Below are 16,851 nucleotides of genomic sequence, written 5' to 3' on the forward strand. Positions count from 1 at the left end.
TTGCTTTCACCTTGGGTTTTTGAGGTTTCTTTAATACCCCGCCAGACATTCTATTTTTATGTGATTCCACTAGCCAGTTGGCCTATAATGGCCCAAAGAGCTATGTAGGAACTGGAAAACAAAGCATAATGGAAGACAGCTGTGGGACATATAAAGCAGGGCCGGGTTGTGGGCTTTTTGCTGGATTCCTGTGTTTGGTTTTTTTGAAGCCAACTGGCAAACCTTTTTCTGTGAGAATTGTCTTGCTATGCCTGATACTTTTTGTAGGCGCTTTTGGTCAGGTATGGGGGCAGACGACAAGGGTATATGCATCGTCTAGTGAAGCTCAGCTTTGTGTCATTTGTGCGATTAATATTAGTAACCCCGGCAATGCAGGAGGATCTAATCTTCAAAATTATGCTCATGTCGATCTTCCTTTGGCTCTAGGGACAAGGTACTTAGAACTAAGGTTCACTAATGCAATACCAGCTGGAACAACGATTAGAATCAAAGTAGGCTATGCTCCTGGTTTGGCTGGTTTACTTAATAACATAAATATTCGCGCGTATAGAAATACTACATCCGTTAGTCCCCAATATCCTGCAAATGATTTGCTAAGTGTTTTGGGAGGGGATAATGTGCAGGAAATTGTTTTAACCCCGGAGATCACTGGGCCGGATTTTAATAGAATAAGGATAAATTTTTCTTCATTATTGAGTTTAGGAGGATATTTTAGAGTTTATGCCGCTTATTACTTGAGCACTGCTGGATCCATAAGTTGTGGAGGTGTAAAAGATGTGATATACGGAAGCACAGCTACTTTAGTCGGAGGTCTGAATCCGGTTATTAATGCGCCTAATGCAATCGATGGCAATGTAAATACTTTTGCTCAGTTGAATTCAAATGTTTCGCTGGTGACAGATAAAACTCACGTAACGGCATTGTTTGATGACCTAAGCAGGGCTGGGGATTCAATACGGGTTATTCTTAAAAATCCATCAGGATTGTTAAATGCCAATTTGATATCGCAGAATCTTGCTATCACTACATATAATAATCTTGGAGTCGCGCAATCTTTAGCTTTAAATCCTTCATTTCTGCGACTTAGGTTGTTAGATGGAGGGGAGGGTAGGTACGAATTGACTTATCCCACCACGGTTCCATTTAATAGAATAGAAGTTTCATTAGGCCAAGGATTATTGAGCGCACTTAATAGTTTAGAAGTGTATGAGATATCCAGGACATTAGTTTCCTCTTCCGTTGTAGAGTCGGATGGAAAGTCTTTGACGATATGTGAAGGAGAGGAATTGACTTTTGAACCATCAGTGGTTGAACCTGGTGATCGTTTTTTTTGGTATGATGAAGACGGGATCTTACTAGAGGGGAATGCCAGTGATTATACAATTCCAACAAACCTATCACCGAGAATTCACCAGTTTAGGCTTGGGACACAGCGTCTAGGATGCACTAATCAAACTTCCTTGAGTACTATACAAGTAGAAGTCAACCCTCAGCCCAAGGAAGAAGATATTCTTATAGATTCCCAAGGGGGAGTTTTAGAAGAAAATAATCAAATTGTCTATCCTGCGGGTTCAGATGTTGTTCTAGATCCTAATAATTCCCAACTGCCACCAGGAGTTTTCTCATGGTACAGAAATGCCCTAGGCGATCCATTGAATGGAGTTGTCGTTGACGGAGGGACTTTTAGTGTAGATCCTATCACGCAAACGTTGACTATTAGCAACACTACCGACGCATTATTAGAGGAATCTATATTTCTCGGATATGAAACGGCATCAGGATGTAAGGAAGTTAAGGAATTTGAGCTGTTGAATTATATCATCCTGCCAATCCAAATCCACAAATTTGAGGCTGAGGCTAGAGAAAGCAGACAAGTAAATCTGAGATGGGAACTAAGCAATGAGCAGCGGCAGGGAACTGTCACTGTACAGCGTGCTTCCGCCAATCTTGAGTTTGTGGATCTGGACAATTTATCCATAGTTTCCGGGGAAGAGAGGGTACCTATGAATTTCACTGACTTCAATCCCCTGCCCGGACGAAATTACTATAGGCTCCTGATCGGGAAAGAGAACGGAGATTCTGGTTTTTACAGTGATGTGCGGATGGCCGAGGTCGGCGAATTTGAAGGGGTCGCTTTTACAGTGTTTCCAAGTCCTTTTGAATCATCTTTTACTGTCATTTCTACAGTGGATTTAGACACTTCGGTAACAGCATCCTTAATGAATACAAGCGGGGCGGTCATACGACAGGTACAGATGGGGAGTCTTTCTTATGGGGAACGGATAGAATTTAGGGAGCTTGGAGACCTCCCGGCGGGTATTTATATTCTCAGAATTGAGACGGGTAGAGGGAGCAGGTCATATCGGGTCATTAAGCAAAACGATGGTTAGGGCAGTTGTTTTAGGTGCTTTAACTCTGTTACGTTCTGTAAGTGAGGTGTTTAAAGTGTCAAACGATGAGGGTAGCAGCGAGGTGCCCAAGAGATAAAGTCATGATGTTCGCATTTTTATTTTCGGGTTACTTCTGGTCTTTTACCGGAGTGGTAGCGGATGTGCCCAATAGTGAATAATCCTAATTTGTTTTCTCCGGTACTGAATGTTATAATATGTAATGAAAGAAGTGGAAATGGTTAGTGAAAAGGTGTTTCTTGTAATTAAAGCAAAGTATCTTAACCTGAAATTAATAAAATGTATCACAATAAATGCATTTAATAATTATTAAAACGAATTATATGTTCCCATAATTAATATATGGTTTTCTTTCCTTGCCGAGGCAATATTTTAGTGGTATTTTTATTTAGCGAACAACAGGGACATATTGAGGAGTCTTTACACATTTCTTGTTTTTAAAACAAGCTTTTCCAGATGAATACTGAGATAATTTTGATAGATGATGATCCGATTTCCCTTCTGCTTTCCAAGTTCCTGTTGGAGAAAACTAATGTCCCCAGTAAAACAATTAAACTAACACCTTTCGATGAACCGCAAGAAGGACTCAAGTATATATTGGACTTAGTAAATGATAACAAAACTGACAAGTGTAAATTAAAGGTGTTGCTCGATATAAATATGCCGGTTCTAAACGGCTGGGAATTTCTTAGTCAGCTAAATAAACTTGATCCGGAAAAGCAGATCAGGGTCATCATGCATTCTTCATCAAAATGGGAGCAGGATATTACTTTGGCTTTGACCGATTCTAGGGTGGACTGTTATATAACCAAACCCATGGAAGTTGGAAAGGCCATGCAGGTGGTGAATTTTTTTGTAAAATAGGATCTGGGAGAGGACAGTTATGATAACATCACAAATTCGACAACCCCAGGTAATCAAGTGTCTATAATTGCATATTTTACACTTTTTGGTGTTATCGGTACTGGTGCGATGATGGGATTGCTTTTGGCAAAAGGATTGAAGGCTACCTTTGAAAGAAAAATGTTTATTTTTAATCTAGCTCTTTTTGTATGGCAGATAGAGGATTTTTTGTTAAGGGTTCCTGTTTCTAAGGATTTAATAAGTGAAATTGATTCATATTTGTCATTTTCTTATATATTTATTGGATATTTTCTTGTAGATGTAATCTTTGAAGCAAGGTTGATAAAAATTAAAAATATCTATTGGGTTAGATCTTTGATTTTTCTTATAAGTACATTTTTTTTTGTTTCCTATATTTCTTTTCCAGAGCCACGACTATTCCTGGAGTCAGATGTCTTTGGTTTAGTGCTGGGTTTCCGTGAGGGGTCTATGGATATTTTGGCGCGTGTTTGGGTTGGGACATGCATATTACTTTCTCTTTGTATTTTAACTTCTGCTTTGTTTAATGATAATTTGAGTTTTAAATACCTCAAGTTGTTTTTTATTGGACTTTTAATCCCATCTATATATGGACTGGTTTTTCAGGTTTACTTTCCCCTTGCTTTTGGGTATGAGGTTCCCGGAACCACGATACTTGTCTTTATTTTTTCCATTGTATCTCTGGTTATTTTTAAAAATAATTTTGTGTTTTTAAATTTTAGAGATGAGGCCATTCATTCAGTATTTGATAAGGTTAATACAATTATATTTGTTTTTGATGATAATGGATACGTGTATTATGGGAATAATTATTATAGGAAGTATTTTTCAGATTACGATTCCATCTATAATTTTAGCCAGGGGAACAATTTTTTGTCATCAGTTTCACAGTTTATGGGTGAGGGGATCCCCAATCGAACAGTAGATGATATATCGGAAGTCTATACTTCAGAAGAAAGAATCGGAGGTGAATATTTTCAATATACCTGCTGCCCTATTTTTCACAATGAAGAAATAAAGGGCGGAATTGTGTTTGGATTGAATATGACAAAGTTTGCCCATATTAAAAGTACCATAATCAATTCGTTTGAGAATTTTAAAAGACTGAATCAAGTTCCCAATTCTTATTTTTTGGAGATTGATTTAGGTCATGGTCAAATTCTATTTAATGACAGGTTTCTTCAGAAATTTTTGATGTTCAAAGAAGAGAGGTATTCCTACGCCCAGTTGCTCTTGTCTCTTAGGAACTTTTTGGACGAAACAAGTTTAAAGGGATTAATAAGTGATTTGAGGGGTGATTCAGGGGCTGTGTTTGGAGATAATTCCAGAAAGACCCTTTTGAAATTGAATTCAGAGGCGATTTTCTATGTGTTTGAAGTTTCATTCAAGAAATTTGATCATCAGGTCACATCCAATAATCATATGGTATATATAACTGATGTAACGGATAACTACATAGAATCCTTGAATCATGAATGGGTGGCAAAAAGTATCCCTTGGGTAGTCTCCCATATTTTCAGAAAACCGGTGGCAAATATTCTGGGGTTGCTTAATTTAATAAAAAACGAAAAAGAAGTTCTTGATTCTAGGTTATCCGTATTTGATGTGTATTCATTGATACATGAGGAAATTAAGGATCTGGATAATAAAATTGAAATTTTCGCGGATAGAAATACGAATAGATAATTATTGAATCTGATTTCTTGAAATGGTTTGTTTTTTTATTGATGTTGATATTTCATTGTAATAGTGTCTGCTTAAAGGGATAATTACCCTGTTTATTTTAATTTCGGTTCTCTTTATTGTTTCAATGTTTTTTAAGTTTACGATATAGAATTTGTGGACTTTTTTAAACTGATTTTCAGGTAATTTTCGCATTAGGTCCTTTACAGGATTTCTCAGAGTGTATTGCTTGCTTTTTAGGTATATTTTAAGGTTGACGTCCTCAGTGTTTATGAATTCTATCTCATCTATTTTGATTTTTATAAGGCAACCATTTTCTCTTATGAATAAATTGTTGTGAATTGCACTTGTATTTGCCTTTTTATTATCCATTTCCTTTTTTTTAGTAAACTAATATAATTATACGTAATAGTTAAATCGTCATATTTTTTTTCAGCAAACGTGTGTCCTAAGTGGTATGGATTTTGCTTGAGCCGACAAACAGGCTGATGATACGAGGGTTCAAATATTCTCCAACTCTCTAAATTTTTCTATACCATAATCTGAAGAGAACCATATTTACATATACTTTAATACTTGAAGTGCATCGTTGTGAAACATCTTTTTTAAAATTTTCGAAAATGTTTTGGTGTTTATTTTAATATTTTCTCCGTTTTTTGAGTGTGATGGTTTCTATTGAGTTCCTGTTATCTTTGATTTTTTCACAGGCATTATCATTTTTTCTTTGTTTCGTCCTGAACCGCAGTTGAGTTGAAAGCTGTTTTCTTTTTTTGGCCTTTGAATTCTTTCCGGGGAAGTTACTTTTTAATTTTAAACTTTAATGAAGATAGGGATTTTTTATTTCAAGGAACAGACTGCTGTTGTTTTCTTTTAGAGAAAGAGCGTTGGATTCTTACTGCTTCTGTTGTTTTTTATCAGAAAAATATAGGTGTTCCATTGTTTTAATCATTTTTTTTTGCTATTAGATAGCAACTATTGAAGAGGTAAAGCAAAGTAGGTTACGATAATCTTGTAGGCTTACGGATTTTGGATGATAGCTAACTCACCGCCGCTTCTGTAGTTTTGATTTTTGATAACAGTCTGGGTTGATTCAATAACAAGTATGTACTCTTTAATTACAGTTGTTTAACCTGTGTATTATCTACTGATATAATACGTTATTTTTGTTTTGAAGACATTTTTGCTGGTCTCATGTGGGTTCGATGGACGGGGTATAGAGATTTTGAATAAATGTCACGGAAGTTGAACTAATAAGTTTCTAGATTCACTGTGAGAGATTTTGTTGCCTGTTTTCAGTCAATGTAAATGGGGAGTTGTTGCATTTGTTTTAACGGTTTTTAAATAGATATGATTGATTTTGGAGATTCCTATTTAGGATTTCTTTCGATTGTAAAGCGTGTTTATGATTATCAATTTTGGCTCATAATTATATGATGATGAATAATTTACAGATATTTGGGAAGAGGCCTTTCAAATGGTTTTTTTTGCTGCTATGTATAGTATGCTTTGGTCTTGAATCCTACGGGCAGACGAAGGAATATGCGACTGTAACTCCAAGTAGTGGAAGGAATAGTGCAGGGGCTATAATTGGAGGGTTTGGTACCTATTCTCCGACGACAAATGACAATATAGCCCTTGTCTCTAATCCTATGAATACAGGTGATGCGGACGAATCCACTTTTGCTTCATTAAGAGCTAGTAATATTAATGTTTTAGGGCTTGTACAATCTTCAGGTGAAGCATGGGTTCAGATGAAGTTCCCAAGTAATCGTGGAGCCAATACGACTACTTACGTAAGGTTGGATGAAGTTACCGCAAGTGGTTTATCCGTTGATTTAATAGCAACCTTAGGTGGCTTATTGGGCTTACTTGAAAATAACGTAATTATTCCCGAAGTATATGCTGGTGCTACAGCGGGAAGTGAGGGATCAATGATCCCTTCTTCTAATGTAACATCAACTTTTGTAAAAGATGGTGTAGGCAATCTTTACCTGGCAGTGACTTCATCACAGGATTATAATTCGGTAAGGGTTAAGCTGAGAAATCAAGGTAGTTTATTAGGCTTATCCCTAGGATCTTCATTTAATTTGAATGTTTACGATTCCTTTACGTTGGATGATCCTTCTTGCGGTGTTGCCATGTTCACTGATTTGGGGCAAACTTCCGGCATCAATCTAAGTCTGCTTAGCAGTGAATTGGTTTCTAACGCTGAAAATGCCATAGATAATAATATGGCTACTTATTCAACTGTTTCTTACGGAGGGTTAATCAATGTTTCGGTTGCTGCTTCTGTGTTCCAAACTTTTTATTTCAATGAACTTTGGGCTCCTGAGGACTATTTTAAAGTCACTTTTGCTATAGATGGGGGACTGCTTGATTTAAATCTGTTGGGTGACTATGAGGTTAGGGCCTATGACGGAGATGAACTGGTTTATGCCAATAAACTGAACTCAGGACTTGTAAATAATTTAGAGCTACTAGGTTTGATCCAGTCGGGGCAACCGGTTACTCTTCCCTTTGGGCCTGGAGTTTCTTTTGATCGAATTGCGGTAGGGTTAAATTCCACCGTTGACCTAGGTGTTGTCAGTTCTCCTTTGCGTGTTTATGAAGTGGCTCGCTATGGGGCTTCCTGCCCTGATCCTGATCCCCTGCCGGCTCCTGCGGCAACTGAGCCGATGCTTAGCAATAGGGATTGCGATGCTACTGTCCTTGATTTTGAGAATGCCAATTTCCCTTTCAATGCGGTAGATGGGAATAATGATACGTTTACTACACTACAGGCAGGTTCCGGGACACTTTTGGGTATAGGGGCATTTGATGGGCATATACAACTTGGTTTTGATCAGCGAAGTGCTGGAGCTACCTCTTATATACGTATTGATTTTGACGAGGAAGCGCTTCTTGGGCTTCTGGACGGATCTTTAGGAGATGTTCTGAACACAGCTGGGGGATCCTTATTGGGCGGAAATAAACTATTTACTGTTGAAGCACTTAACGGCGCGTCAACTGTATTGTCAGCTTCTAGTGCAAATGGATTTTTTAACCAACCGGTACGTATAGTCCAGGACAAAAACAACCACTACTATGTGGCCCTGACCCCGACAGCCGCTTACAACAGTGTAAGAGTGACGCTGGAATACCCGGGGCTTATTGGTGGAGCTTCTGTGACTTCTATGAATGTCTATCATGTGTGCAGCTCCACAGGTTTTGAAGAATGTGAGCAGGCATTTTTAACCTATGCTGAGTCCGAAGGCATTAGCCTTGATCTTCTGGGGCTTGGAGCAGCGGGAGTGGCTGATGCGGGATTTGCCATTGACGGCAACCCTGCCACTGCTTCTGAAATCAGTATTGGTGCGGCAGGGCTGGGATCCAGCATCTATCAATTTGTGGATTTTCACTCACTTTCTGCACCAGCAGATCACTTCCGGGTGAAACTGGCCATGGAAGCTGACAATACACTGACTGCTGAAGTGCTTGGCAGTATAGTGATCAAGGCATTTGACGGAGATACAGAAGTCTTCTCCCAAGAGTTAAGAGATGGCTTGATTTCCGGTCTGGACTTACTGGGCTTACTTCAAAGTGGGGGAACGCTGAATCTGCCATTTGGCCCCGGACTTGCCTTCGATAGGGTAGCTGTGGGGATTGAATCATTGGTAAGTGCCAATGTGATCAGTAATCCGGTACGTGTATTCAGTATAGAGCGCTTCAGCGCAGATTGCCCTGATCCGGAATTGGACACTCCAGCGGAAACGGATCCTCCGTTTAATGTTTCCGATTGCGCCGGGGAAGTGGTAAGTTGGGAAAACACCAATTTCCCATTGAATGCCATTGACGGGCATAATGATACGTATGCCACTTTATATGCCAGTACTGGTCTTATTGCCGGTACGGGATACAGCAGCCATATAGAATTGAAATATGCGGCTCCAGTGGCTGCCGGTGAAACCTCCTATGTACGTATAGAATTCGAAGATGATCAACTAAACGCCCTGCTTGGTGGAAATCTGGGTTCTGATTTGGCGGATCTTCTTGGATCTGTAGCTCTAGGTGACCATTATTTCACTGTCACTCCAAAAACAGCTGGTGGAACGAACCTTTACGAAGCCAGTAGTCAAAATGGTTTTGCAGGCCAGGATGTGCGGGTGGTACAGGATGCTTCCGGTAGGTTCTATATTGCTTTCACTGCTGATCAGCCTTACCAGTCAGTAAGGATTGACCATTACTTGTCAGCATTGCTTGGATTAGGAAATACGGCTACCATGCAGGTGTACAGCATGTGTAGAGAAACGGAATTTGATTTGTGCGAGCAGGCGACCTTTACTGATTTTGATGGAGAAGGTATTGCTTTGGATTTGTTGGATATCACTCAAGGTGGAGTATTTAATCCACAGAATGCTATTGACGAAAATTCCTCAAACTATTCTACCATCAACTTAGGTGTGGCAGGAGTAGGAGCTTCTATCTACCAGAATATCTATTTCAAAACCAAATCGCTGACTTCTGATGCCCTTCGTATCCGCGTGCAACTGGACCAGCCGGGCATATTGAATCTGGATCTTGCCGGTTCCTACCGCGTGATTCTTTACGACGGAAATCAGGAAGTATATAATGAGACACTTCAGAACGCACTGATCAATAACATTGATTTGTTGGGACTGCTTAATTCCGGTGGTATTCAGGAATTAACCATTGAGCCGGGAGTGGTATATGACCGAGTGAGTTTTGGACTTGATGCCTTGGTTGCCATCAATACAAGTGCACCAATCAGACTGTATGGGATTTCAAGAATTTCGGAAGATTGCCCGGATCCTGATGTGGCAGAACCTCCTTATTTGGATCCTGTATGCGCCGAGGAATTGATTAGTTCCCAGAATGCGGATAATCTTCAAAATCTTTTTGACGGTAACTTCAACAGCTTTGCTACAATCCGCTCTAGAGGTGGTGTGATAGGCCCACTTGGCGGCTATACAGGACATGTGACTTTAGGATTTGGTGACGGAGTTATTGTACCGGCGGGAACTACATCATACATGAGGATAGACTCTGAAGATGGCTTGCTAAATGCACTTTTGGGCGGTAGTATAGGAGGGGTTTTAAGTGATCTGTTGAATACAATTGCTTTAGGCAACCATTACTTCAATGTTATTGCAAATGACGTGAATGGTAATGAACTTTTCACCGCTAGCAGCGCCAATTCTTTCAATGGACTTAATGATCAGGTGAAAATTGTTCAGGATGCGCTGGGCAGATATTATCTAGCTATTACTCCAAATGCCGATTACAACAGCATTAGAATCGAAGATCACACCGATGCCGTATTGCTGGGACAGGAAAATAGCATCAATATCTATGGCTTATGCTACGATGCTGGAGCAGAAGCCTGTGCTACGGGATTTACTACTTCTTTTGACGGATCGGGATTGACTGTTGGTCTTGGTTCAATAGGGAACTATGGTGTAACAAATCCTGAAAGAGTCCTTGATAATAACAATAATGACGATTACTCCGAGATAAGCCTTGGCGCACTGAGTGTAGCAGGTTCTATCCAGCAGAATGTTCAGTTCAGACAGACTATTCCCGCTGATGGTTCATTCAAAATCAAACTTGGTATAGGGACAGGTACTCTTGATTTAGGTTTAATTGGAAGAATAGATGTCATCGGGTATTTGGATGGAGATGAAGTCTATGCTGAGACATTGGAAAGCGCAGTTATAGGAAATATTAATTTGGTAGATCTATTTAATAATGGTGCCAATGAAGAAATCCGTGTTGCTCTGGGTGTAGAAGTAAATGAAGTAGCTATTCGCTATAGATCCTTAGCCGGTGTTTCCTCGAATCCGTCTATTAGATTGTTTTATATCCTTCAGGATTGCGAAACACCTACTTTCCAAAGCTGGAAAAGCTACATCATTGATGGAGATCCTGCGTTGACTTCCGTATCAGGTGGGGAAACTGTACAATACACCGTCCATGTGAGAAATACAGGCACAGTTCCAATGACTGATTATCTGATCACGGATGCCATTCCTGCACATACCTCTTATGTAGATGGAAGCGGTGGAGTTGAAAACGCCGGAGTAGTTACTTTTGACAATCTTGACATCGCGCCGGGAGCTACCGAGACTGTAAGTTTCAGTGTGTTGGTTGATGCAAACCTGACGGATGTAGAATTTATTTCAAACGTGGCCTTGGTTAAATCTCTTCCTGAAGATCCGGGAACTGAGACTTACCCTCCATTGGATAATGAAAACCCTACAGATCCTGACGAAAGCGGTGATACGGGAACCGATATTCCGGTAGATCCTATTTTCTCAGCGGAGATTTGGAAAGCTGTTACCGTGGACGGAGATGCGTCTCTGACTACTGTAAGTGGTGGAGAGACGTTGGTTTATACAATTTTTGTAAGAAACACAGGAAATCAAGATCTGACTGATCTGACAATAAATGATGAGCTTCCACTAGGTGTGAGCTATGTGTCAGGAGGTTCTTTGGCTGGAAACACAGTAACCTTCTCAGCGGCAGTAGTGGAAGTTGGTGAGACCTCCTCTGTTGGCTCATTTACCGCAACTGTGGACTCAGATCTGACTGGAATAGATGAAATCAGAAATATTGCGATCCTTACTTCTTCCGATTTGCCTACAGGAATCGAATCTTATCCTCCTGTGGATAATACCGATCCTACCGAACCTGATACAGCTGCTGAACCGGGTACTGTGGTAGATGTGACTCCTGTCCATGCGATTGATTTTGCAAAAATTGGATTAAGCAATAATGCAGAGAGTGATGGGAAAGCTATAGTTGGGGATATTATCACCTATACACTGACAGTTACCAATACCGGGAACAAAGCGCTTACTGATATCTCTGTAGTGGATCAGATTCCGGCAAATACCACAGTACTGGATAATGGAGGTGGAACTGTTGATGCAGGAACATTGACTTTTGATATTTCATCTTTGGCAGTAGGTGCCGAGGAAGAATTCACATTCACTGTTCAGGTGGATGCGGTGACGGGTTCAGATCCGATCATAAACAATGCGGAGGCATTCTATACGGATGAGGCAGGAGACAGTGCGTCTGAAACGGCACAGCATACTATGCTTACAGATTGCACGGCACTTGATGCGGGGAATATTGAATTGTCTGCAGACCAAGATGCTATTTGTGAAGGAGAAAGCGCCACTCTCACAGCTTCTTTAACCGGTGTTTCCATTGCAGATCCTATATTCAGATGGTACACTAATGAAGACTTGAGCGGATCCTTCGAAGAAGGCTCGGAAATTACGGTGTCGCCTACAGCGACGACGACTTATTACGTAACTGTGTCAGCTGATGGTTATTGCTTCAGTACTCCTGCGGCTACTACCTCCATTACAGTAAATGAACTTCCTGCGGTACCATCCACCAGTTCGGATGTGATTATTTCCGAAGGCTATGGTACGATCTTGACAGCTGTTGTGGATCCACAGCCTGCTGGTGTTGAGATCGTATGGTACAATGAGAGCATGGTAGAAGTGGGAACAGGAAACTCCTATAACACAGGGGTTCTTTCAGCGGGAGTATATACTTATTATGCAGGTACAAGAAATACAGACACGGGCTGTCTATCCATTGGAACTACTGGTGTGACTGTTACAGTTGAGCCGGTTACCACGGTTGATGACTGTACGGTGGCCAACAGCCAGACCAATGGTGTCGTGCAACCATGTATAGGGTGTGGGGTTCTAAATGCAGGCAATGCGGTTGACGGAAACATCACCACCCATAGTAGATTGACAATAACAGGAGGCGTTTTGGGAGCATCCGTACATCAAACCTTGATGTTCCCTACCTCAGGCGCTGCAGGGGATTCAGTACGTTTGGAGCTTGGAGTACCTGGGGGATTGGCGGATGTGGGTATTCTGGGGTCTGTACAGGTCACCCTGTTAAACGGGGCTTCGGAAGTGGCCCAGTTTGATATGAATGCCGCCTTGGTAAGAGTGACTATATTGTCTGGGGACAGGTTTGACGTCAGCTTTGCGGCGGATGGGGCTTTCGACAGGGTTCGTATAAGCAACCGGGCAGGATTGTTGACCTTGGTGACCAGCCTTGACATCTATCAGGCAAGTATCAACTTCGCAGTTCCTACAGCTATCACCGAAGATGCCGTAGTGTGCCAGGGGGGGATGGCGGATCTTGAGGCAACCCCATCTGCGGGTACGAGCCTGAGATGGTATGACGCGCCTACGGGAGGCACATTGCTTGCGAACGGCAACAGCTACACCACACCTGCACTTGACGTGTCTGGGGTAGTGACTTATTATATAGCGGTACTGAGAGACGGCTGCGAGGATCCGGTAAGGATTCCTGTTGGGGTGATGGTGAACCCGTCCGCGACTGCGGCTGATATCCAAGCGGATGGCGGAACGATCTGTGCGGGTGATACTTTCGAACTGACCGCAACAAGCGGCACAGTGACCAATCCGGTATTCAGATTCTTTGAGGATGAAGACCTGACGACGGAGATTTTTGACCTGATGGTTAGCCCGGGATCTTCCACGATCTATTACGTGACGGTCAGCGGTGACAACGTCTGCGAGAACGTAGCGGGCGAGGCTGCGGAGGTACTGGTTACTGTAACCCCAAGAGCAACGGCTGCAGATATAGCTACAACAGATGTGAGCATCTGTGAAGGAGAGAGCACGGTACTTGCGGCCACCGCTGCGGGTATTACCAACCCTGTGTTCAGGTTCTATAGCGATGCGGCATTGAGCAACGAGCTCACAGATCTTAATGTGAGCCCGATGGTGACTACCACCTATTATGTGACCGTAACCGGTGACGGGGTATGTGTGAATGCTGCCGGAGATGAGGCCACCATCACGGTGACGGTGGGTCAAAACGCTGATGATGCAGATATCAACATCAACGAAACGGTTACCCAGTGTGAAGGCGAGGACGTGGTCCTTGCACCTACCACCACTATCACCAATCCGATATTTACCTGGTACTTCGACGCTGCCAAGACTTCCCCTATAGCTGAAGGAACGACAGCAGGGGTGACCTATACTATAGGAGCCGACGGTTCATTGACCGTCAGCGGCCTTGCCGCGGGTTCCACGACGGAATATTTTGTAACGGTGAGCGGAGACGGATTCTGTGAGAATGAAACAGGCAAGTCTGTAAGTGTATCGATCACCAACAGTCTGGATGCACCTGAGTTTGTCGCCGATGAGATTGAGGTATGCGGAACAACAACGGATGTAACCTTTGAGATCTCGAATGCCGCTGGCGGGCTGACCTACACGGTTTATGACGCTGCGGTAGCAGGAAACATAGTGACTGACGGCATCCAGATCACGGGCAACCAGATCATTCTTGCATCTGTGGATGCTGACGTGGAATACTTTGTGGGCGTGATGGGCGGCACGGGCTGTGAGAGTGCGAGCCGTACCCGCATAGCAGTGACTGTGTTGCCGCCTGCGACGGCAGCTGATATCACGACAGTGGATGTTGAGATCTGTGAAGGGGAGAGCACCACACTTACTGCAGGCAGCGGTACTGTAACGAATCCTGTATTCAGATTCTATGCAGACGCAGATCTGACTACAGAGATCACGGATCTTACCGTAAGCCCTGCGGCAACGACTACCTATTATGTGACTGTAAGCGGAGACGGCGTATGTGAGAATTCTGCAGGCGATGCTGCGACGATCACTGTGACCGTGCATGAACTTCCTGCGGTACCGTCCACCAGTTCGGATGTGATCATTTCCGAAGGCTATGGTACGATCTTGACAGCTGTTGTTGATCCACAGCCTGCTGATGTGGAGATTGTATGGTACAATGAGAGCATGGTAGAAGTGGGAACAGGAAACTCCTATAACACAGGGGTTCTTTCAGCGGGTGTGTATACCTATTATGCGGGCACAAGAAATACAGACACGGGCTGTCTGTCCATAGATACCACGGCAGTTACTGTAACGGTGGTTCCTGTAACGGATGATTCGGACTGTACGGTAGCGAATGCTCAGAGCAACGGCACGTACTTCCTGTGTCTGCTGTGCTCTGTTGAGAACCCGGGCAATGCGGTTGACGGCAACGTTGATACGTATTCAAGGTTCGTAGCGCCTGCAGCGGTTACGGGCGGTGTTTGGCAGGAATTGATTTTTGGCCAGACGGGTTCTGCGGGTGACACCTTGGTGATCACGCTGGGTACAGGCGGTTCACTCCTTGACCTTGGGGTGTTGAGCGGACTCAGATTCGAGTCCTACAACGGCGCTGCGGGCAACGGAGACGGCGGAGCGGTCGACAACAGCACGGTAAGCCTGAGATTGCTGGGAGGAGACAGCAAAGGCCAGGTTAGGTTTGTTGCAAACGGATCTTATGACCGTGTGAGGATAGAATACCGTCCGTTGCTTGGACTGTTGGAAAGCGGGTGGAGAATCTATCAGGCAAGTATCAACTTCGCGGCCCCTACGGCGATCACCGAAGATGCCGTAGTATGCCAGGGGGGGATGGCGGATCTTGAGGCGACCCCATCTGCGGGTACGAGCCTGAGATGGTACGACGCTCCTACGGGAGGCACATTGCTTGCGAGCGGCAACAGCTACACCACACCTGCACTTGATGTGCCGGGTACAGTGACCTATTACATAGCCGTACTGAGAGACGGTTGCGAGGATCCGGTAAGGATTCCTGTTGACGTGACGGTGAACCCGTCCGCGACTGCGGCTGATATCCAAGCGGATGGCGGAACGATCTGTGCGGGTGATACTTTCGAACTGACCGCAACAAGCGGCACAGTGACCAATCCGGTATTCAGATTCTTTGAGGATGAAGACCTGACGACGGAGATTTTTGACCTGACCGTAAACCCGGGCTCCACCATGATCTATTACGTGACGGTCAGCGGTGACAACGTATGCGAGAATGCTGCGGGTGATGCTGCGGAAGTTGTTGTCACAGTAATCCCAAGGGCAACGGCTGCCGATATAGACGCCATGGGCGGCACGATCTGCGAGGGGGACAGCTTCATGCTGTCTGCCACTGCGGCAGGTGTAACCAACCCAGTGTTCAGATTCTACAGCGATGCTGCGTTGACAACTGAGCTCACGGATCTTGAAGTGAGCCCAACGGTGACCACCACTTACTATGTAACAGTGGAAGGCGACGGATTCTGCGAGAACGCAGCAGGTGACGGTGCAGAACTGGTAGTGACCGTGGCTCCAAGAGCAACGGCAGCTGATATAGACGCCATGGGCGGCACGATCTGCGAGGGGGACAGCTTCATGCTGTCTGCCACTGCGGCAGGTGTGACCAACCCAGTGTTCAGATTCTACAGCGATGCTGCGTTGACAACTGAGCTCACGGATCTTGAAGTGAGCCCAACGGCGACCACCACTTACTATGTAACAGTGGAAGGCGACGGATTCTGCGAGAACGCAGCAGGTGACGGTGCAGAACTGGTAGTGACCGTGGCTCCAAGAGCAACGGCTGCCGATATAGACGCCATGGGCGGCACGATCTGCGAGGGGGACAGCTTCATGCTGTCTGCCACTGCGGCAGGTGTGACCAACCCAGTGTTCAGATTCTACAGCGATGCGGCATTGACCACTGAGCTCACGGATCTTGAAGTGAGCCCTATGGTGACCACCACTTACTACGTGACCGTAACGGGAGATGGAGTTTGTGAGAACGCGGCGAATGACGGAGCTGAACTGGTAGTGACCGTGGCTCCAAGGGCAACGGCTGCCGATATAGACGCCATGGGCGGCACGATCTGCGAGGGGGACAGCTTCATGCTGTCTGCCACTGCTGCTGGAGTGACCAACCCAGTGTTCAGATTCTACAGCGATGCGGCATTGACCACTGAGCTCACGGATCTTGAAGTGAGCCC

At 43.9% G+C, this 16,851-nt stretch carries 5 protein-coding genes; 4 read left to right on the forward strand and 1 reads right to left on the reverse strand.

Going from position 1 to position 16,851, the window contains the following annotated elements:
* Positions 1-128: 128 nt before the first annotated feature.
* The 3 genes from LZF95_RS01140 (at position 129) to LZF95_RS01150 (ending at position 4,976) form a co-directional block, all read left to right on the forward strand.
* Positions 129-2,390 (forward strand): T9SS type A sorting domain-containing protein, encoded by a 2,262-nt coding sequence (locus LZF95_RS01140; RefSeq protein ID WP_233753148.1) that lies wholly within the window; start codon positions 129-131, stop codon positions 2,388-2,390.
* Between the two features lie 474 nt (positions 2,391-2,864).
* Positions 2,865-3,272 carry a two-component system response regulator gene (locus LZF95_RS01145; protein WP_233753149.1) on the forward strand — a complete coding sequence of 136 codons (408 nt, stop codon included), beginning with the start codon at positions 2,865-2,867 and terminating at the stop codon, positions 3,270-3,272.
* A gap of 57 nt (positions 3,273-3,329) precedes the next feature.
* Complete coding sequence (locus LZF95_RS01150; protein ID WP_233753150.1) at positions 3,330-4,976, forward strand: hypothetical protein; 1,647 nt, start codon at positions 3,330-3,332, stop codon at positions 4,974-4,976.
* Here the strand turns inward: LZF95_RS01150 and LZF95_RS01155 are convergent, their stop codons facing one another.
* Positions 4,977-5,345, reverse strand: coding sequence for a LytTR family DNA-binding domain-containing protein (locus LZF95_RS01155; RefSeq protein ID WP_233753151.1), 369 nt, complete (start codon positions 5,343-5,345; stop codon positions 4,977-4,979).
* A 1,112-nt stretch (positions 5,346-6,457) separates the two neighbouring features.
* On the opposite strand from LZF95_RS01155, the gene LZF95_RS01160 reads away from it, so the two are divergent.
* A partial coding sequence (locus LZF95_RS01160) for a hypothetical protein (protein ID WP_233753152.1) occupies positions 6,458-16,851 on the forward strand: 10,394 nt, incomplete at its 3' end.

It is taken from the genome of Algoriphagus sp. AGSA1 (assembly GCF_021390545.1).
Classification (GTDB): Bacteria; Bacteroidota; Bacteroidia; order Cytophagales; family Cyclobacteriaceae; genus Algoriphagus.